Below are 19,899 nucleotides of genomic sequence, written 5' to 3'. Positions count from 1 at the left end.
ATGGGCCAAGCAATCCCGTCGAATATGCCAGGCTTCTAAAGCAACGGGGTGTGTGCCAAAACAAAAAGAGCCGGCGCGGCGCCGGCTCTTTTCGGGAAATCAGTGGCGATCAGGCGGCAGCGGGCCTGCGGCCGGCGGCGGTGGCGAGTTCGCGGATGCCCGGCTCGATATGCTGCAGCGAGATCGAGGAGATGCCCAAGCGCATGAAACGAGAGGGCTTTTCGCTGCGATCGAAGAACCGGTCGCCGGGTTCGATGATGACGCTGCGCGAAGCGGCCGCTTCCGCCAGGCCACGGGAATCGGTGCCGCGCGGCCCTTCCAGCCAGAGCGAGGTGCCGCCCGCCGAGTCGGTCGAGCGCCATTCTGGCAGGAAAGCGGAAATCGCATGGACCAGACGCTTGCGCCGCTCGTCGAAGGCGGTGGAGAGCCTGCGCACCAGCGCCTCGTGGTGGCCGAGCGACAGGAACAGCGCCACCGCGCGCTGGTTGTTCGCCGGCGGGTGCCTCAGCATGAAGCGGCGCAGCGCGCGAAGCTCGGCGATCAGTCCCGCCGAGGCCACGATGTAGCCAAGCCTCAGGCCCGGAGCGAGCGTCTTCGACATCGAGCCGACATAGATGACGCGGCCAGAGCGGTCGAGGCTCTTCAGCGCCTGCTGCGGCGCCTCGTCGAGCAACTGGCTGTCATAGCCGTCCTCGATGATGATCTGGTTGTTGCGGTTGGCGCGCGCCAGAAGGTCCTGCCGCCGCTCCGCCGACAAGGGCACCATGGTCGGGCAGTGGTGGCTGGGCGTGACGAAGACGAAGCCGGAATCGCTCGGGATCGACGAAGTCACGATGCCCGACTGATCGACCGGAACCGGCTGGATATCGGCGCCGGCCAGCCGGAAGATCGAGCGGGCGTCGGGATAGCCGGGGTCCTCCATCGCCACTTTCGAGCCCTTGGTCATCAACAGCGAAGCGAGCATGTAGAGCGCGTTCTGCGCGCCCAGCGTCACGATGATCTCGTCCGGATTGGCGAAGATGCCGCGCCGCGGCAGGAGCCTGGCCTGGATCTGCTCGATCAGCAGCRGATCGTCGCGATCCACCATGTCGGACGCCCAGTTGCGGATCTCCAGCACCGCCAGTGCCATGCGGTTRCACTCGCGCCATTCGGCGGTCGGAAACAGCGCCGGATCGAACTRGCCGTAGACGAACGGATAGGAGGACTTGATCCAGTTGTCGTGCTTGGCCGGCGGCGGCATGTCGCTTGCGGCGATCTGCCGGCGCGCCTTCCAGTCGATCTCATTCTGCTGGTCCGGCGCCTTCTGGTGCGGCTTGGCGGGGGTGGCCAGCACGTCAGGGTTGACGAAATGGCCGCGCCGCTCGCGCGCCACCAGGAAACCCTGGTCGACCAGTTGCTGGAAGGCGAGCACCACTGTGCCGCGGGCAACCCCAAGTTTTTCCGCGAGAATTCGGCACGACGGCAGCGGCATCGAGGCGGYGATCTGTCGGTCGAGAATGGCCGCGACGATCGCTTGGCGGATTTGCGCCTGGAGGGTTTGGCCGGATTCAGCCGAAATCCSGAACAGACCGGACCATATGGCCGTGTCATTGCGCTGTGGYATGGGAAATCTTCCTCGGATGGCCAGCTGTTTTCACTTGGCTGGACCAGTGGAGTGTATGGGTGGCATAAGGGGTTGCGCCAATCAATTTTTCTGATCGCTGGGATTTATGCCAGTGATCTATCAGGGCGCGATGCGAAGCATCGTCGCCCGCGACGCGCAGCGTCGTCGCCCGCGATGTAAGCGCGATGCGAAGCATCGTCGCGGCGCCCAAGCGCGACGCTCAGCGTCGTCGCGGCACCAACCCAAGGCGTGACGCGCAGCGTCGTAGCCCCGGCGCACGGCACCTTCACCATCCAACACCCCCCTCATCAAAGCGTGATGCAGTGCGGCAAAGCCGCGCTTGAACGAAATGGAAATCGGCTAGATAGAATGACGCGCCGACACGCGCCGGAAACATCCGGCCTGCTAAAATGGTCTAAAAACCCGCCAGGAGCCCGCCAGTGGACCAGCCAACCTTCGACAAGCAACTTGCGGCCTTGCGCGATCAGCGCGCGGCGGCCAAGGGCTCGATGCGCGAGGCCTTCGCCGCCGATCCCAAGCGCTTCGAGACATTTTCCGCCACCGATGGCGATCTTCTGCTCGACTGGTCGAAATGCGYGGTCGACGCAAATACGATGACGATACTGGAAAAGCTCGCGGATGCGGCCGATCTCGCGGGACGCCGCGCCGCCATGTTCGAAGGCAAGAAGATCAACATCACCGAGAACCGCGCCGTGCTGCACACCGCTCTGCGCAACCTGACCGGCAAGAGCGTGATCGTCGACGGCCAGGACACCAAGGCCGACGTGATCGCCGTGCTCGACGCCATGGGCGCCTTCGCCGACGCCATCCGCTCCGGCAAGGCGCCAGGTGCCACCGGCAAGAAGATCACCGWCATCGTCAACATCGGCATCGGCGGTTCGGACCTCGGCCCGGCGATGGTGACGCTGGCGCTTGCACCCTATCATGACGGGCCGCGCGCGCATTATGTGTCCAATGTCGACGGCGCCCATATCCATGACACGCTGAAGGGCCTGTCTGCGGAAACGACTCTGTTCATCGTCGCCTCCAAGACCTTCACCACCGTCGAGACGATGACGAATGCCGAGACGGCGCGCGACTGGGTTCAGAAGGCGCTGGGTAAGGAAGCGGTCGGCAAGCATTTCGCCGCCGTCTCGACCGCCCTCGACCTGGTTGCGAAGTTCGGCATCGAGCAGGACCGCGTCTTCGGCTTCTGGGACTGGGTCGGCGGCMGCTACTCGGTCTGGAGCGCCATCGGCCTGCCGGTGATGATTTCCGTCGGCCCGCGCAACTTCCGCGCTTTCCTAGACGGCGCGCATGAGATGGACGAGCATTTCCGCTCGGCACCCATGCAGAAGAACTTGCCGGTGCTGCTGGGGCTGATCGGCTGGTGGCATCGCGTCGTCTGCAAATATCCGGCCCGCGCCGTCATCCCTTACGATCAGCGCCTGTCGCGTCTGCCCGCCTATCTACAGCAGCTCGATATGGAATCGAACGGCAAGAGCGCCACGCTGGACGGCGCCGCCGTCGCCACGCCGACCGGTCCGCTGGTCTGGGGCGAGCCCGGCACCAACGGCCAGCATGCCTTCTTCCAGCTCCTGCATCAGGGCACCGACTTCATCCCGGTCGAGTTYCTCGCCGCGGCGATAGGCCACGAGCCCGAGTTGAAGCACCAGCATGATCTCCTGCTCGYCAACTGCCTGGCGCAGTCGGAGGCCTTCATGAAGGGGCGCACGCTGGAAGAGGCGCGCGCCCAGATGCTGGCCAAGGGCATGAAGCCGGCCGATGTCGACCGCATCGCGCCGCACCGCGTCTTCTCCGGCAACCGCCCGTCGCTCACCATCCTCTACCGCAAGCTCGATCCGCGCACATTGGGCCGCATAATCGCGCTCTATGAGCATCGCGTCTTCGTCGAAGGCACGCTGTTCAACATCAATTCCTTCGACCAATGGGGCGTCGAACTCGGCAAGGAACTGGCGACAGGTCTGCTGCCTGTCGTTGAGGGCAAGGAGACTGCCGCAAAACGCGACGCCTCGACTGCCGGACTGGTGGCTCATATCCACCAATTGCGTGGCGTGGAGTAAAAGGATTGGCGGATATCAAGGGAATATTGTTCGACAAGGACGGCACGCTTGTCGACTTCAACGCGACCTGGCTCGGCATAGCCGACTTCATGGCGATGGACGCCGCCGAGGGCGACCGCTGGAAGGCCGACCGGCTGCTGGCGGCCGCAGGCTTCGACTTCGCCACCAAGCGCTTCAAGCCCGATTCGATCTTCGCGTCCGGCTCGAACATGGACGTGGTCGAGCTCTGGTTCCCGCGTCTGTCCGACGAGGATCAGCTGTTGGCCGTTTCGCGCTTCAACGAGATCACCTCCGTGCAGGGCTCCTCGATGGCGGTAGCGCTTCCCGGCATCATCGATTCGCTGCGCACGCTGCATAAGCAGTCCTACCGCCTGGGCGTCGCCACCAATGATTCCACCAGCGGCGCCGAGAAGACGCTCGCCACGCTCGGTGTCGCGCAGCTCTTCGAAGCCGCCTTTGGCTATGATGCGGTGGCGAGTCCGAAGCCGGCGCCGGATACGGTCGTCGCCTTCTGCGATCTGACCGGGTTGAAGCCGGGCGAGATCGCCATGGTCGGCGACAACCGCCATGACCTCGAAATGGCGCGCGCCGGCGGCTGCGGCCTGGCGGTGGGCGTGCTCTCCGGCACCGGCACGCGCGACTCGCTGGCGCCGATGGCGGACGTCGTTCTGGACTCGGTCGCCGACCTGCCGGATTTCCTTGCCGCGCGGGTGAACGTGCCGGCGGGCTAGACCGGTCGCCGCCTCAGGAAAAACGCCTCAATCCGGCATTCTCCGATGTGAGTGCTTCTTGGCGCGATTGCCGCAGCTGTTCATGTCGCACCAGCGCCGCGAACCGTTTTTCGTGCGATCGATAAAAAGCCAGCGGCAATCTTCCGGCGGGCATTGTTTGAGACGCGATAATTCCTCGCCGCGAAGCAGATCGAGGGCCGCCCACGCGATTGCTCCGGTGATGCGGTTGGCGCCTCGGAAATGCAAGGACACCGGCGATCCAGCGAGCGCGCCGGTCCTGAGTGCTTCTGCTGCATATGTTCGGATGGTGTCGAGCGCAGCAGCAGGAGGTTCGCCGCCATGAGCGATTGCCGAGCCGGCGTCGCTCACAGCCGCGCGAAGGGCGAGAACGTCTTTGACCAACCCCTTGTGGTCGGCCGAACGAAGAGCGAAATCATCGTCGATCAGGCCCGTTTGCCTTGACCACGCCAGGATGTCCGCCGCCGTCGCGAGATGGTCGACTTCCCGGTCGGTGCCGCGCCGACTGATGGTGTTGGCGAAGTCAAGGGCCAGATTGCCTGCGATACGATGAGGAAGTGACATTGGCGATCGCTTTCAATTCCTCGCTGGGTCGGCGCTGTCGCGTCTGGACAGCGCCAATCCTGCTGCTGCCAGCAACAGCGCGGCGCCGCCGATCTCGGCCGCGCCGACCTTTTCGCCGAAGAGCCAAACGCCCACGGCCAGCGCAACGATGGGCGAGATGAAGGCGTAAAGCCCGGCACGGGCGGTGCCCCATTTTTCAAGCAGACGCAGATAGATCGTGTAGGCCACGATGGTTCCGAGAAGGGACAGGAACAACAGGCTGGCCGCGGCGGGAGCAACATCGATCCTTGCTGRCAGGGTCGCCGATAAGTCGCCCAAAAGGAACGAGACAGCGATCAGCGCCGCGCCGCCGAGAACGGCATGGATCGCCGTGAGCGTCAGAGGCTTGATCGGGCCGATCAGCGGCCGTGCGATGACGCTCCCCACGCAATAGCACGCGGTGCCGGCCACGATCGCGGCAAGCCCCAGTCCGTTTCCGGATTGCTGCTCGACAAGGCGCGTCCAGAAGAGGCCTAGGAGACCCGTGCAGCCAAGCACCAGCGCCAGGCCGTGYCGCCAGGTCGGYCGCTCTTCTCCGAGCACGACCGCCAAGCCAAACAGAAGCACCGGGACCAGGGCGAGATTGACCAGGCCGGACAGGCCGGACGGGACCGTTTGCATGCCCCAGAACAGCAGGCCGTAGGTTCCCGCATTCGTCAGCAGGGCCGATATGATGACACGCATCGGTCGGCCTTCGGCAAAGGCCGACAAGGCCCCATGTGTCCAAAATGCCAGGATCCCCGCAGTCAGCAAATAACGCAGACCCGCCAGAAGGATCGGGGGAAYGCCCGCATCGAGGCCGATCTTGATCGCCGCCCAGGTCAGTCCCCAGATCAGCGCCATGAGGCCGAACAGACMGAGATTGCTCATCGTGGCGATCTCAGCGCAGATCCTGATCGTCGACGAGGATGCGGTGGATCTCGATGCGTTCGGGCAGTTCCATCAGAAATTCGGCGTCCCGGTCCAGGTGATGGACTTTGATCGGGTCGCCTTTGGTGAAAGCGGTCATAGCCTCGATGTCGGGCCAGTAGGAGATTGTCGTGAACCAGGTCTCCTCTTCCCGGTCTTCTCGAAAGAGTTGGACGCCGAGCGCCACCTGCTGAAGCGGAGGAATGCCCTCTGCCTTCAAATAGGGTTCGTAGCTATTCGCGACGTCACGACGGGTTCGGCCGCGCCAGATGCGTGCGATGGTTGGCTTCGTGACCATATTCGTCTCCTTAGGTTCTGGATTTCGCAGGGAGCCGCCTTACGGGCAGCGTTCGCGAGAGGAAGTCGCGCACGAGCCGCAGGGCTTCCTCGAAATGTGTTTCCAACAGCCAATGGCCGGCATCATCGAGGATATGGAGTTCTGCATCCGGGAGATCGCGCCGATAGGCGAGCGCCGACTGCTCGGGCATATAGCTGTCCTGCGGCCCCCACACGATCAGCGTCGGCGGCTGTTGGTCGCGCAGATAGGATTGGTATCGGGGGAACCATTCGAGGTTCTGTTCGAGCTTCTCCATCAACTGGACCGACACCGTCTTTCGGATCGGCGTATTCATCAGCGGCCAATGAAGCTTTCACAGATCGGGAGGGACGCGGCTGGCGACGTCCTCGGAGACCTCGCCGATGAACTCCTTGCGGAATCCCTCCTCGCTCACCGCTTCTTCGAGCGGACGATGCCGCGCGGCGGATTTGTCCGCCCACCACGCTTTGATCGTGTCGTATTTCGGCCCGAGGACGTCCTCGTAGATGTCGCCGTTCTGGATGATCAGCGCCGCGATCCTGTCCGGATGCGCTATCGCGTGGCGGAGGCCAATCTGAGAACCGTAGTCGTGAAGCCAGAGCATGTAGCGATCCAACTGCAGCGCATCGGCAACGTCAGCGAGAACATCGGCATAGGCGTTGAAATCATAGTCGAACTCCGTGGGATCCGGTGTGTCGCTGTAGCCGAATCCAGGCCAGTCGAATGCTACTGTCCGCCAGCGATCGGCCAGGCCCGGCATAAGGCGCCTGAACTGGTAAGACGAGCACGGGTAGCCATGCGGCAAAAGAAGGACAGGAGCATCGGGCGGCCCCGCGTCCCGCATGAATATTGTGTGATCACCGATTTTCGTTCGACGGTGACTTGTGTCGTTGATTGTCATGGTCGCTCCGTCTTTTCATTCTATCGATTAGAACTGGTAAAACGGATTTAGCTGGTTCTTGTTCCGAGCTTCGCCCGCGGAACGACAAATGAGAAAGTGCCGTATGAGCCCTAGCCTTCGATATGAGGCGAGGGCGGATTGCCGGACTTTTTAACCGGCCTTTGTCGGGACAAAGGTGAACACCGCGCTGGGCCCGGGCTCGCTGCCGCCGTTTCCGCCGACATCCGGCACGTGATATTCACCGAGCAGGCAAAGCCGAGGTCTCGGCAGCCAGGCGCGACCCGGATCGCCGACCAGCACGTCGATGCCGGCGGCGAGGCATCGATCGAGGAACGGCATCATCCGCCGCCCGACATCCTGCGCGTAAAAGACGTCGCCCGCGAGCACCAGCTCGACTGCCGGCGGCGGGTCGGCGGTGATGTCCTCATCGCGTATCTCGATGGCGACGCCATTGGCTTGCGCGTTGAGGCGGAGCGCCACCACACCGTTGCGGTCGATCTCCGACGCGATCACCGCGCGCGCTCCCGCCTTTGCCGCGGCGATGCCGACCAGCCCCGAGCCGGCGCCGAGGTCGAGCACCCGCTTGCCGGCGACGATCGACGGCCTGTCGAGGACATAGCGCRCCAGCACCGCGCCGCCGGCCCAGGCATAGGCCCAGTAGGGYGGCTGCGGCTCAGGCAGGCTTTCGCCRCTGTCGTCGTCCGGTTCCAGCAGTCGCCGCAGTCCGCTGCCGGGATGAGCCTGATAGAGCCGGACCTCCGGCACTGACGGCACCGGCGCCAGCCGCATGTTCGCCTTGATGAAGTCCGCCGGATCGAGCCGCTTGCCTCGCTCCCGTGTCTTGCCGGCGGAATGATCGCTCAAGCCTGGTCCCGCAGCGCCCGCCGCAGGATCTTGCCGACCGGCGTCTTCGGCAGCTCGGTGCGGAATTCGATGAATTTCGGCCGCTTGTAGCCGGTCAGGTTCTCGCGGCAGTAGGCCATCAGGGTCTCGACGGTGAGCGCCGCGTCCTTCTTGACCACGAACAATTTAGGCACTTCGCCGGAATGCTCGTCCGGCACGCCGATGGCCGCGACTTCCAGCACGCCCGGGTGATGCGCCACCACCTCTTCCAACTCGTTCGGATAGACGTTGAAGCCGGAAACCAGGATCATGTCCTTCTTGCGGTCGACAATCTTGGTGTAGCCGCGCTCGTCCATGAAGCCCATGTCGCCGGATTTGAAGAAACCGTCCTTGGTCATCACCTTGGCGGTCTCGTCGGGCCGGTTCCAGTAGCCGGCCATCACCTGCGGRCCGCGGATGCAGATCTCGCCCACTTCGCCGAGCGGCACATTGTTGCCGTCGTCGTCACGGATGGCGATTTCCGTCGAAGGCAGCGGCAGGCCGATAGTGCCGGTGAAGTCGGCCGAGCTGAACTTGTTGGCGGTCGCCACCGGCGAGGTTTCGGACAGCCCGTAGCCTTCGCTCACCGGACAGCCGGTCAGCGCCTTCCAGCGTTCGGCGACGCCCTTCTGCACCGCCATGCCGCCGCCCAGCGTCAGGATCAGCGRCTTGAAGTCGAGCTTGCGGAATTCCTCATTGTTGAGCAACGCGTTGAACAGCGTGTTGAGGCCCGGGAAGATGTGCATCGGGTATTTCGCCAATTCCTTGACGAAGCCCGGAATGTCGCGCGGGTTGGGGATCAGCACGTTCTGCGCGCCCTGCTGCATGCCCATCAGCGCGTTCACCGTCAGCGCGAAGATGTGATAGAGCGGCAGCGCGCAGATGAAGTTGAGATGCGCCGGCTTGGGCTTCACCGTGTAGGCGTCCTCCACCCACAGCGAATTCTGCGCGACGTTCGAAAGCACGTTGCGATGCAAAAGCACTGCGCCCTTCGAGACACCGGTGGTGCCCCCCGTATATTGCAGGAAGGCGATGTCGTCGGCCGAGACCGTGGGCGGCTTGAAGGCGATGGTCGCGCCGGTCTTGAGCACGGCGTTGAACTTGACATGGCCGGGCAGTGACCATGCCGGCACCATCTTCTTCACCCGCCGCACGACGAGGTTGACGATGGCGCCCTTGAGGCCGCCCAGCATGTCGCCCATGGCGGCGACGATGACGTGCTTGACCGGCGTCCTTGCGATCACCGCCTGCAGCGTGCCGGCGAAATTCTCGAGGATGACGATCGCCTGCGCGCCCGAATCCTTCAGCTGGTGTTCCAGTTCGCGCGGCGTGTAGAGCGGGTTGATGTTCACCACCGTGTAACCGGCGCGCAGGATGCCCATCATCGCCACCGGATATTGCAGCACGTTCGGCATCATCAGCGCCACGCGCGCGCCCTTCTCCAGGCCTCTTGCCTGCAGATAGGCGCCGAACGCGGCCGACAGCCGCTCGAGCTCGGCATAGGTGATCGACTTGCCCATGCACACGAAGGCCGGCCGCCCGGCGAATTGCTTGCAGGCGCCGACCAGGAACTCGCCGATGGACTTGTAGGGCAGGGCGCCGATCTCGGCTGGCATGTTCTTGGGATAGCTTTTCAGCCATGGCTTTTCCGGCAGGCCGGCCGTGAGTTCGGTGATCGCCTTCGGCAAGGCCTTCGAGGCAGGCTTGGCGGCGGTCGGCTTGGCGGCCTCCGCTTTTGCGGTGGCCGGCTTGTCCTTTTTGGCGGCCGCGGCCTTGGTCTTTGYCGCTGCTGGTTTGGCGGCTGCCTTGGCAGGCGCCGCCTTGGCGGCCGTCTTCGTCTTCGGGGCGGCGGCCGCCTTCAGAGCCTTGGGCGCATCGCTTTCGGCGGCGRCCTTGGCCTTTGCTTTCGCCGGGGCTGTCGTCTTGGATGCTTTTGCCACCTGTCTCTCCCTGTCGCCTTCTTGTCTGGCGCCGCCTCCGAAAGAAGCGTCCCTCCACGCCGGTCCGGATTTCCGGGAAATCCCGCCCATCGTCTATGTATTGCCTCTATCCGCGACCGTGCAAGCCTTGCCCCTGCGGCAACACGGGGGAAAGATTTGCCGCCGAATTCCCGTGCTTCGATCGCTTTCCGTATCGTGCCTGAGCGGCGGGGCGAACTTGGGCAGGGAGGCCTCGCGCCGCCATTTCGAAAGATGGCCAATCAATAAAAAATTTCCATCGTTAACAATGTCGTGAGAAGAAAAAACTACTCGTTTTTTCCAATATTTGAGCAAAGGATAGATTCTTTTCCTRCTTCCCATGGGGCACGCAAACGAGGTGTTCCAAAGGCGAAGAAACGGTGCTTATATGCGCCCTTCGCGAGCCTGATAGAGGGGCTTGRGAGAACATCAGGGAGTGCTCAATGAAAAAGACAATGGCTTTTGCAGCCGCGTTGCTGGCTGCAAGCGTCCTCAGCGGCATGGCCAGTGCCAAGACGCTTGTTTATTGCTCGGAAGCGTCGCCGGCCAATTTCGATCCCGGTACGACGACCGGCGGTAACGACTTCGACGCGTCTTCGCGCACCGTCTATTCGCGACTGGTCGAATTCAAGCACGGTGGCACCGAGATCGAGCCTGGTCTTGCCGACAAGTGGGAAATTTCCGACGACGGCCTGGTCTATACTTTCCATCTGCATCCGGGCGTGAAGTTCCAGACCACCGACTATTTCAAGCCGACGCGCGACCTCAACGCCGATGACGTCGTCTTCTCCTTCGATCGCCAGTTCAACAAGCAGAATCCATGGAACGGCGACAAGTATCTGCCGAACCTCACCTGGGACTATTACACCGGCATGGACATGCCGAAATATGTCGCCAAGTGGGAGAAAGTCGACGACCTCACCGTCAAGCTGACGCTGACCGAGCCGAACGCGCCGATGCTGGCCAATCTCGGCATGGACTTCGCTTCGATCGTGTCGAAGGAATATGCCGATCAGCTCGAGAAGGAAGGCAAGATGGCCGACTTCTCGACCAAGCCGGTCGGCACCGGTCCGTTCCAGTTCGTCGACTACCAGCTGGATTCGGTCATCCGCTACGCGGCCAACCCCGACTACTTCAAGGGCAAGGAAAAGATCGACGATCTCGTCTTCGCCATCACGCCTGACGCGACCGCCCGCATCCAGAAGGTGCTGGCTGGCGAGTGCGACGTGACGGTCTATCCGAACCCGGCCGACATCGCCACCATCAAGGCCAACAAGGACGTGACCCTGATGKATCAGGCCGGCCTGAACATCGGCTATATGAGCTACAACACCACGATCCCGCCGCTCGACAAGCCGGAAGTGCGCCATGCGCTCAACCAGGCGATCGACCGGGARGCGCTGATCAAGTCGCTGTTCCAGGATGCCGGCGCCACGCCGGCCGAAAACCTGATCCCGCCGACCATGTGGTCGTGGAACAAGGATGTGAAGACCGACGCCTACAATCCGGAAGCGGCCAAGAAGGTGCTCGAGGCTGCCGGGCTGAAGGAGATCCAGCTCTGGGCTTCCGACCGCGCCCGTCCGTACAATCCTAACTTCCAGCGCGCCGCCGAGCTGATCCAGGCCGACTGGGCCAAGGTCRGCGTCAAGGCCAACATCGTCAACTACGAGTGGACGAAGTACCGCGAGGAAGGCAAGAAGAAGGATCGTCCCRGCGCCTTCCAGGTCGGCTGGACCGGCGACAATGGCGACCCGGACAATTTCTTCGCCACCCTCTTCGCCTGCTCGGCCATCGGCGTCTCGAACTATTCGAGCTGGTGCGACAAGGACTTCGAGGACCTGATCCAGAAGGCCAAGAAGACCAGCGACCAGGCCGAGCGCACCAAGCTCTATGAGCAGGCGCAGGTGATCTTCGCGAAGGAAGCGCCCGCCTTCCTGCTGGCGCACAGCCAGGTTTACGCGGTCGTTCGCAACAACGTCACCGGCTTCAAGATGGACCCGCTCGGCATTCACCGTTTCGACGGTGTTGACAAGTCCGAGTAATATTTGCGAACGGGGCGGCGCGAATTCGCGCCGCCCCGTTTCGACTTGACGATGCTCCGATATCTTCTCAACAAAATCGCCCTCCTGATCCCGACCCTGGTCGGCATCACCATCTGCGCCTTCGCCTTTGTCCGTCTGCTGCCCGGCGATCCGATCCTCGCCATGGCCGGCGAACATGGCGTCGCCCCCGCCCGCTACGAAGAGCTCAAGGAACAGTTCGGCTACAATCTGCCGATCTGGCAGCAGTACGCGCGCTATGTCGGCGAGGTCGCCACCGGCGATTTCGGCGTCTCCATCTCGTCCAAGCGGCCGGTCCTCGAGGAGTTCAAGACGCTCTTCCCGGCGACGTTGGAACTGTCCTTCTTCGCCATGGTCTTCGCCATGGTCATCGGCATTCCCGCCGGCATCTTCGCCGCCGTCAAGCGCGGCTCATGGTTCGACCAGTCGCTTATGGGTACCGCGCTTGTCGGCTATTCGATGCCGATCTTCTGGTGGGGCCTGCTGCTCATCATCTTCTTTTCCGGCTATCTCGGCTGGACGCCGGTGTCGGGCCGCATCGGCCTGCAGTTCTTCTTCAAGCCGATCACCGGCTTCATGACCATCGACAGCCTGCTTTACGGCAAATGGGACGCGTTCCGCTCCGCGCTCAGCCACCTGGTGCTGCCGTCGATCGTGCTCGGCACCATTCCGCTGGCGGTGATCGCGCGCCAGACGCGCTCGGCCATGCTCGRGGTGCTGGGCGAGGATTATGTCCGCACCGCCYGCGCCAAGGGGCTTTCGGCGGCCCGCGTCATCGGCGTGCACGCGCTGCGCAACGCGCTGATCCCGGTCGTCACCACGATCGGCCTGCAGGTCGGCACGCTGCTCGCGGGCGCCATCCTCACCGAGACCATCTTCGCCTGGCCGGGCATCGGCAAATGGATGGTCGATTCCATCTTMAAGCGCGACTATGTCGTCGTGCAGTCGGGTTTGCTTTTGATCGCGCTCATCGTCATGGCGGTGAACCTCATCGTCGATGTGCTCTATGCCGTCATCAACCCGCGCATCRGGGCAGCGTAGATGAGCCAGACCGAAATCGCCCCGATGGCCGCCGGCAGCCCGGATCGTCTCACCGGCCTGAAAACCTTCTGGCACTATTTCTCCGTGAACCGCGGCGCCGTCATCGGCCTGTTCGTGTTCATCCTTCTGGTGCTCGCAGCACTTTTCGCGCCGCTGCTCGCGCCTTACGCGCCCGACATTCAGGACAAGGCCGCGTTCCTCAGGCCGCCCGCCTGGCAGGAAGGCGGCTCGACGCAATATCTGCTCGGCACCGACCCGGTCGGCCGCGACATCCTCTCGCGCCTGCTCTATGGCGCCCGCTTCTCGCTGCTGATCGGCGCGGTGGTGGTCACGCTCGCGCTCACCGGCGGCATCACGCTCGGTCTGCTCGCCGGTTATTTCCGCGGCTGGGTCGACGTCGCGATCATGCGCGTCATGGACCTGATCCTGGCCTTCCCGTCGCTGCTCTTGGCGCTGGTCCTGGTCACCATCCTCGGTCCGGGTCTGTTCAATGCGATGCTGGCGATCGCGTTGGTGCTGCAGCCGCATTTCGCGCGCCTGGTGCGCGCCGCCGTGATGGCCGAGAAGAGCCGCGAATATGTCGTGGCGGCGAAGGTCGCGGGCGCCGGACATCTGCGTTTGATGCTCGCCACCATCCTGCCCAACTGCCTGGCGCCGCTGATCGTCCAGGGCACGCTGTCCTTCTCCAACGCCATTCTCGAAGCGGCCGCTCTCGGCTTCCTCGGCCTCGGCGCGCAGCCGCCGACGCCGGAATGGGGCACGATGCTTGCCTCGGCGCGCGAGTTCATCCTGCGCGCCTGGTGGGTGGTGACCTTCCCGGGCCTCGCCATCCTCATCACCGTGCTTGCCATCAACCTGATCGGCGACGGCCTGCGCGACGCGCTCGATCCCAAGCTCAGGAGGTCGTGATGGCGCTGCTCGACATCCAGAACCTCGTCGTCGAATTCCAGACCGCGTCCGGCCCGTTCCGCGCCGTCGACGGCGTCTCGCTTCATGTCGACGAGCGCGAGGTGCTCGCCATCGTCGGCGAATCCGGCTCCGGCAAGTCGGTCTCGATGCTGGCCGTGATGGGCCTCCTGCCATGGACGGCCACCGTCACCGCCGACCGCATGACCTTCAACGGCCGCGACCTGTTGAAGATCAGCCCGGCCGATCGCCGCAAGATCATCGGCAAGGACATCGCCATGATCTTCCAGGAACCGATCGCCAGCCTCAATCCCTGCTTCACCGTCGGCTTCCAGATCGAGGAAGTGCTGCGCTTCCATATGGGCATGGACAAGGCCCAGCGCCGGGCGCGCGCCATCGAGCTTTTCAAGCAGGTCGGCATCCCCGATCCGGCTGACCGGCTCAATTCCTTCCCGCATCAGATGTCGGGCGGCCAGTGCCAGCGCGTCATGATCGCGATGGCGATCGCCTGCAATCCGAAGCTCCTGATCGCCGACGAGCCGACCACGGCGCTCGACGTCACCATCCAGAAACAGATTCTCGATCTGCTGGTCTCGCTGCAGGCCAAATATGGCATGGGCCTGATCATGATCACCCACAATATGGGCGTGGTGGCCGAGACCGCCGACCGCGTCATCGTCCAGTACAAGGGCCGCAAGATGGAAGAGGCCGACGTGCTGTCGCTGTTTGAATCGCCGAAGAGCAACTACACGCGCGCGCTGCTCTCGGCCCTGCCGGAAAACGCCGTCGGCAACCGGCTGCCGACCGTCTCCGACATGCTGTTCGAGGCGGCGCCCTCCGGAGCCGGTGCATGACCAAGGTCGTCGAAGGCAAGGACATCAAGCGCGACTATCACGTCGGCGGCGGCCTGTTCCGCGGCGCGCGCACCGTGCATGCGGTGAAGGGCGTCTCCTTCAGCGTCGAGAAGGGCAAGACGCTGGYGATCGTCGGCGAGTCCGGCTGCGGCAAGTCCACGCTCGCCCGCATCATCACGCTGATCGATCCGGCCACCTCCGGCGAGCTCTTCATCGACGGCAACAAGGTCGACATCRCCAGGGACGGGCTGACCAAGGAAATGCRCCGCAAGGTGCAGATCGTGTTCCAGAACCCTTATGGTTCGCTCAATCCGCGCCAGAAGATCGGCGACGTGCTCGGCGAGCCGCTCCTGATCAACACCGACAAGCCGGCCGAGGAGCGGCGCGACCTGGCGATGAAGATGCTGAAGAAGGTCGGCCTCGGACCCGAGCATTACAATCGCTATCCGCACATGTTCTCCGGCGGCCAGCGCCAGCGCATCGCCATTGCCCGGGCGCTGATGCTGAATCCGAGCCTCTTGGTGCTGGACGAACCGGTCTCGGCGCTCGACCTCTCGGTGCAGGCGCAGGTGCTCAATCTGCTCGCCGACCTCCAGGACGAGTTCCAACTGACCTATGTCTTCATCAGCCACGACCTCTCGGTGGTGCGCTACATCGCCGACGACGTGATGGTCATGTATTTCGGCGAAGCGGTCGAATACGGTCCGCGCGACGAGGTCTTCTCCGACCCCAAGCACGCCTACACCAAGACGCTGTTCGCCGCGACGCCGCGCGCCGACATCGCCAGCATCAAAGCGAGGCTGGCGAAGAAGAAGGCGGCCTGACGCAAGGCGTCAGGCGCCGCTCCATTACGACAGCTTCGCGATGATCGCCCGCAGCGCTTCGCCAAACCGGCGCACTTCCTCGACCGTGTTGTAATGCACCAGCGAGGCGCGGATGGCGCCGCTGTCCATCGACAGGTTCAGCCGCTTCATCAGTCGCGGCGCATACATATGCCCGTCGCGGATGCCGATCTGCATCGCCGCCATCTCCTCGACGATGCGCTGCGGCGAAAGCTTGCCGATGTTGAAGCAGAAGGTCGGCACGCGCTCGTGGATGCGCGCCTCGTCGGCGACGCCGTAGATCGTGGCGCCGCAATCCTTCAGCACCTTCATCATCTCGCGCGCCAGCATAAGCTCGTAGTCGCGGATGGCGTTCATGCCGGCGACGATGTTGTCGCGGCGCGAGCGGTTGTTCTGGGCTAAGAAGTTGCGGCCCACCGATTCCAGGTAGCGCACCGCCGCGTCCATGCCGGAGACGTTTTCGTAGATGAAGGTGCCGGCCTCGACCTTGTAGGGCGGCTCGTCCGGAATGAAATCCTCGCGGAAGGTCGGCAGCCGCTTCAGCGTGTCGAAGCGGCCCCACAGGAAGCCCATATGCGGCGAGAAATTCTTGTAGCCGGAGCAGACTAGGTAATCGCAGTCCCAGGCCTGCACGTCGATCAGTCCGTGCGGTCCGTAATGCACGCAGTCCAAAAACACTTCGGCGCCGGCCGCATGCGCGATCCTGGCCACCGAGGCGACGTCGACGATCGAGCCGATCGAATGCGCCGTCACCGTGCAGGCGACGAGCCGGGTGCGGTCCGACATCAGCGGCTTGAGGTCGTCGACATGCAGATTGCCGTCCTCGCGCATGCGCCACCATTTCAACTTGGCACCGGCGGATTCCAGCGCCAGCCAGGTGGCGATGTTGGCGTCATGGTCCATGTCGGTGACGACGATCTCATCGCGCTCTTGAAGCATCTGGCCGATGCCGAGGCTGACCAGGCGGATGAACGAGGTGGCGTTCATGCCGAAGCAGATTTCGGAGGGGCTGTAGGCGTTGATCAGGAGCGCGACGCTTGTCCGGGCTTCGGCGACCGACTGGTCGACCATGACGCTGCGGCCRTAGCGCCCGCCGCGCTGCACATTGTGCCCGACCAGATGGTTGGTCACCGCATCGAGCACGCTTTGCGGGATCTGCGCGCCGGCGGCATTGTCCATGAAGATGAAGTCGCCGGCCTGGCTGAGCGCCGGGAACATCGCGCGGATCTTTTCGACCGGGAACGAGGCGGCGCCGTCCTGCGCTTTCGAAACATGGTGCTGGTTCACGAGGCGTCTCCTTCAGGTCATCGATTCAGGTGGGGGATCAGTGCGCGGCGCGGGCCTTGCCGCRCTCTTCGAGGTAGCCGACCAGCCGCACCAGCGGCCACAGGAAGGCGAGGTAGATGATCGCGGCGCYGATCAGCGGCGTCGGGTTGGCCATCAGCGCCTGCGCGTCTGTCGCCTGCTTCAATAGGTCCGGCATCGCCACGACCGAGGCGAGCGCGGTGTCCTTGAAGACGGAGACGCAATTGCTGGTCAGCGGYGGGATGACGACACGGATCGCCTGCGGCAGGACAACCTTGCGCATGGYGACCCAGAAGGGCAGGYCGAGCRCTGCCGCCGCTTCGAACTGGCCTTCTGGGATGTTCTGGATGCCGGCGCGGCACACTTCAGCGGTGAAGGCGGCAAGCACCAGCGACAGCGCAAGTGCTGCCGACACGAAGGACGAGAGCCGAATGCCGACGAAGGGCAGGGCATAATAGATCAGGATCAGCACCACCAGGATCGGCAGCGCGCGGAAGATGTCAATATAGAGCGTCGCCAGCCGCCTCAACGGCTTCGGCGCGTAGAGCCGCACCAGGCAGATCGCCAGTCCGGCGATGGTGCCGAAGACGATTGCGGCGCAGCCGAGCAGGATGGTGTTGCCCAATCCGCGGATGAGGATCGGAAAGGATCGGACGAGGATGCCCCAGTTGAAGAAGGTGTCGATCAGTTCCATCGGCTCACCATGAAGGCAATGCCAAGCCCACCGCCTTCGCGGGCCTGAAGGGTGGAAGCGTGAGCGCCGGTCTGGCCGGCGCTCACGCGGCGACATTTCGCGGGATTATTGCGGGATCGGACCCGGCGTCACGGTGCTGGTTCCGGCTTCCGGGTCGACGCCGAACCACTTCTTGTGGATCGCGGCCATGGTGCCGTCCTTCTTCATGGCGGTGATCGCGTCATTGACCTTCTCGAGCAGCGGATGGCCCTTCTTGGTCATCATCGCGAAGCGCTCGCCGGTCGGGATGCGCACCAGGATCTTCAGCGCCGGCATCTGCTTGATGGCGAAGAGGAAGCCGGCGAGCTCGCCGGCGCCGCCGTCGATGCGGCCGTTCTGCACGTCCAGCAGAAGGTCCTGCTGGGCGTTGTAGCTCTTGGTCTCGGCGACGCCGAGCTTGGCGGCGTTTTCCTTCATATAGGCTTCGCCGGTCGAGCCGGCGATGACGCCGATGGTCGTGCCCTTGAGGTCGTCGAGCGACTTGATGGCGGAATCCGCCTTGCCGACGATGGTGCCGTCGCTGTCGTAATAGGCTTGAGTGAAGCCCTGGTTCTGCAGCCGCTCCTTGGTCACCGAGATCGAGGACACGGCGAAATCGATGCGGCCGGAAGCGGTCGCCRCGAACAGCGCCTGGAAGCCCAAATCCTGGAACTCGACATCGGCGCCGATGCGCTTGGCGACGTCGTTGGCGACGTCGATCTCAAAACCCTCGAAGCCGCCGGAATCGGTCTTGTATTCCCACGGCGGGTTGGCCGGATAGGCCCCCACCATGATCTTGTCGGCAAAGGCGGGCGCCGCGAAGGCCACGCCCGCGGCAATCATCACCCCAATCAGTCCTAGACGTTTCAACATCTTGCTTCCCTCTGGTTCGGTTCCTCTTCCGCTTCTTCCGGCGCCAGCTCCCAGGCGCCGCAGGCGAGGCGGTGCCTGCAATCAGGATGCGCGGCGATGCCGCGAACCGATATGGTCCTGGAGTCTGGCGATCAGCGCATCGACCGCCGCTTCCGTGGTGACAATGCCGGGCGACAGCCTGAGCGTCGTGCCGCGCGCGTCGCAGTAGAGGCGCTCGTTGCGCAGCGAAGCGACAATTTTCGCCGCCTCGACGCCTTGCGGCAAGCCGAGCATGACGCTGCCGCCGCGCTCGCCGGCGTCGAGCGGCGAACRCAGCGCCCAGCCATTGTCGAGCGCCGCGCCGATGATGCGCTCGACGAGCGCGGCGTTCTGCGCGCGGATGGCGTCGATGCCTGTCTTTTCCACCCACTCCAGCCCGGGCAGCGACGCGATGCTTGCGAGGATCGCCGGCGTGCCATGATCGAAGCGGCGCGCGTCGTCGGCATAGGCGAAGGCGTCGAGATCCCAGGAGAACGGGTTCGGCTGGCTAAACCAGCCGCGCAGCTCCGGCCGGCAGGTCGCAAGCAATTCCGGCGCGACCTGCAATATCCCGGCACCGGAAGAACCGCACAGCCATTTGAGCGATGTCGAGACGACGAAATCGACCGGCGTCGCGGCAACCGAAAACGGCGCAACGCCGATGCCTTGCGTGACGTCGACACCGACAATGCTGCCCATGGCGCGGCCATGCGCGGCGAGCCGCTCGACATCGCAGCGATGCGAGGCCGTCGAGGTGACGAAGGTGATGAGCGCGAGCCCGACATCGTCTTGCCAGCGGGCAATGAAATCCTCATCGCGCACCCAGCTTTCGCCCGGCGGCAGCGGCACGGTGTCGAGCGTGAAGCCGAAGCGCTCGGCCAGGCCCGCGAGCAGGAAATGCAGGCTCGGGAAGCAATCGCCGGCAACCAGCAGGCGTTTTCCCGCCAGGCGCTCCGCCGGAAGCCCGCCGATCAGGCTGTAGAGCGCGGCAGTGACATTCTCGGCTGTGGTCAGCGTACCCTTCGGCGCCTCGATCAGCCGCGTCCAGGCGTCGATGAAGCGTTGCCGTGCGGCCAGCGCGGCCGGCCACTGGCCGTCGTCCTCCGCCGACCAGATGGCGGAAAATTCCGCCAGCGCGGCGGCCATCGCCTCGGCCTTGCCGGGGAAAGTGCCGATCGAATGATAGAGAAAATAGCCGGACATTTGCTGTCTCTCGCTCCCTTGTGATCATGTGATCACAAATCCAGGAAGGGATCAATCCTTTAAGGCTGAAGAAAGTCGGC

Annotated in this window: 17 protein-coding genes and 1 pseudogene; 7 read left to right on the top strand and 11 right to left on the bottom strand. The window is 63.8% G+C overall.

Annotation, left to right across the window (positions count from 1 at the left end; genetic code table 11):
* Nucleotides 1-109 precede the first annotated feature (109 nt).
* A complete protein-coding gene (locus tag LCM4576_RS32160) occupies nt 110-1,603 on the bottom strand; it encodes a PLP-dependent aminotransferase family protein (protein ID WP_071036351.1) in 1,494 nt (497 codons plus the stop codon).
* Nucleotides 1,604-2,043: 440 nt separating this feature from the next.
* On the opposite strand from LCM4576_RS32160, the gene pgi reads away from it, so the two are divergent.
* Together pgi and LCM4576_RS32150 are read left to right on the top strand one after the other, a co-directional pair.
* Nucleotides 2,044-3,687 (top strand): glucose-6-phosphate isomerase, encoded by a 1,644-nt coding sequence (gene pgi, locus LCM4576_RS32155; protein ID WP_071036350.1) that lies wholly within the window; start codon nt 2,044-2,046, stop codon nt 3,685-3,687.
* Between the two features lie 5 nt (nt 3,688-3,692).
* Nucleotides 3,693-4,418 (top strand): HAD family hydrolase, encoded by a 726-nt coding sequence (locus LCM4576_RS32150; RefSeq protein WP_040986064.1) that lies wholly within the window; start codon nt 3,693-3,695, stop codon nt 4,416-4,418.
* Nucleotides 4,419-4,445: 27 nt separating this feature from the next.
* Here the strand turns inward: LCM4576_RS32150 and LCM4576_RS32145 are convergent, their stop codons facing one another.
* The 6 genes and pseudogenes from LCM4576_RS32145 to LCM4576_RS32120 form a co-directional block, all read right to left on the bottom strand.
* Complete coding sequence (locus tag LCM4576_RS32145) at nt 4,446-5,000, bottom strand: ABATE domain-containing protein (RefSeq protein WP_071036349.1); 555 nt, start codon at nt 4,998-5,000, stop codon at nt 4,446-4,448.
* A 12-nt stretch (nt 5,001-5,012) separates the two neighbouring features.
* Complete coding sequence (locus LCM4576_RS32140; protein WP_083361599.1) at nt 5,013-5,909, bottom strand: DMT family transporter; 897 nt, start codon at nt 5,907-5,909, stop codon at nt 5,013-5,015.
* A gap of 10 nt (nt 5,910-5,919) precedes the next feature.
* Nucleotides 5,920-6,246: a hypothetical protein gene (locus LCM4576_RS32135; protein ID WP_040986062.1), complete on the bottom strand. Its 327-nt coding sequence runs from the start codon at nt 6,244-6,246 to the stop codon at nt 5,920-5,922.
* Nucleotides 6,247-6,256: 10 nt separating this feature from the next.
* Nucleotides 6,257-7,165: pseudogene (locus tag LCM4576_RS32130) on the bottom strand (alpha/beta fold hydrolase).
* Nucleotides 7,166-7,315: 150 nt separating this feature from the next.
* Complete coding sequence (locus LCM4576_RS32125; protein ID WP_083361610.1) at nt 7,316-7,954, bottom strand: methyltransferase; 639 nt, start codon at nt 7,952-7,954, stop codon at nt 7,316-7,318.
* Between the two features lie 71 nt (nt 7,955-8,025).
* A complete protein-coding gene (locus LCM4576_RS32120; RefSeq protein ID WP_071036347.1) occupies nt 8,026-9,987 on the bottom strand; it encodes a long-chain fatty acid--CoA ligase in 1,962 nt (653 codons plus the stop codon).
* A gap of 461 nt (nt 9,988-10,448) precedes the next feature.
* On the opposite strand from LCM4576_RS32120, the gene LCM4576_RS32115 reads away from it, so the two are divergent.
* The 5 genes from LCM4576_RS32115 to LCM4576_RS32095 are packed head-to-tail and all read left to right on the top strand — an operon-like array spanning nt 10,449 to nt 15,690.
* Nucleotides 10,449-12,047 (top strand): ABC transporter substrate-binding protein, encoded by a 1,599-nt coding sequence (locus tag LCM4576_RS32115; protein ID WP_071036346.1) that lies wholly within the window; start codon nt 10,449-10,451, stop codon nt 12,045-12,047.
* A 51-nt stretch (nt 12,048-12,098) separates the two neighbouring features.
* Nucleotides 12,099-13,106 (top strand): ABC transporter permease subunit, encoded by a 1,008-nt coding sequence (locus tag LCM4576_RS32110; RefSeq protein ID WP_071036345.1) that lies wholly within the window; start codon nt 12,099-12,101, stop codon nt 13,104-13,106.
* Nucleotides 13,107-14,015, top strand: coding sequence for an ABC transporter permease subunit (locus LCM4576_RS32105; protein ID WP_040986057.1), 909 nt, complete (start codon nt 13,107-13,109; stop codon nt 14,013-14,015).
* On the top strand, nt 14,015-14,866 hold the full coding sequence (locus LCM4576_RS32100) for an ABC transporter ATP-binding protein (protein ID WP_083354624.1): 852 nt from the start codon (nt 14,015-14,017) through the stop codon (nt 14,864-14,866). Before LCM4576_RS32105 ends, LCM4576_RS32100 begins: the two co-directional genes overlap by 1 nt.
* Nucleotides 14,863-15,690, top strand: a complete 828-nt coding sequence (locus LCM4576_RS32095; protein ID WP_071036344.1) for a dipeptide ABC transporter ATP-binding protein — start codon at nt 14,863-14,865, stop codon at nt 15,688-15,690. The genes LCM4576_RS32100 and LCM4576_RS32095 overlap by 4 nt, the downstream gene beginning before the upstream one ends.
* 24 nt (nt 15,691-15,714) lie before the next feature.
* Here LCM4576_RS32095 and LCM4576_RS32090 read toward each other — a convergent pair whose 3' ends face one another.
* From LCM4576_RS32090 to LCM4576_RS32075, 4 genes are all read right to left on the bottom strand, one after another.
* Nucleotides 15,715-16,995 (bottom strand): cysteine desulfurase-like protein, encoded by a 1,281-nt coding sequence (locus tag LCM4576_RS32090; protein WP_071036343.1) that lies wholly within the window; start codon nt 16,993-16,995, stop codon nt 15,715-15,717.
* Nucleotides 16,996-17,032: 37 nt separating this feature from the next.
* A complete protein-coding gene (locus tag LCM4576_RS32085; protein ID WP_071036342.1) occupies nt 17,033-17,707 on the bottom strand; it encodes an amino acid ABC transporter permease in 675 nt (224 codons plus the stop codon).
* Nucleotides 17,708-17,812: 105 nt separating this feature from the next.
* Nucleotides 17,813-18,598 (bottom strand): ABC transporter substrate-binding protein, encoded by a 786-nt coding sequence (locus LCM4576_RS32080; RefSeq protein WP_071036341.1) that lies wholly within the window; start codon nt 18,596-18,598, stop codon nt 17,813-17,815.
* A gap of 81 nt (nt 18,599-18,679) precedes the next feature.
* Nucleotides 18,680-19,819 carry an aminotransferase class V-fold PLP-dependent enzyme gene (locus LCM4576_RS32075; RefSeq protein WP_071036340.1) on the bottom strand — a complete coding sequence of 380 codons (1,140 nt, stop codon included), beginning with the start codon at nt 19,817-19,819 and terminating at the stop codon, nt 18,680-18,682.
* Between the last annotated feature and the right edge of the window lie 80 nt (nt 19,820-19,899).

It is taken from the genome of Mesorhizobium sp. LCM 4576 (assembly GCF_001854815.1).
Classification (GTDB): domain Bacteria; phylum Pseudomonadota; class Alphaproteobacteria; order Rhizobiales; family Rhizobiaceae; genus Mesorhizobium; species Mesorhizobium plurifarium.
This window is presented reverse-complemented; position numbering and strand designations above follow the sequence as displayed.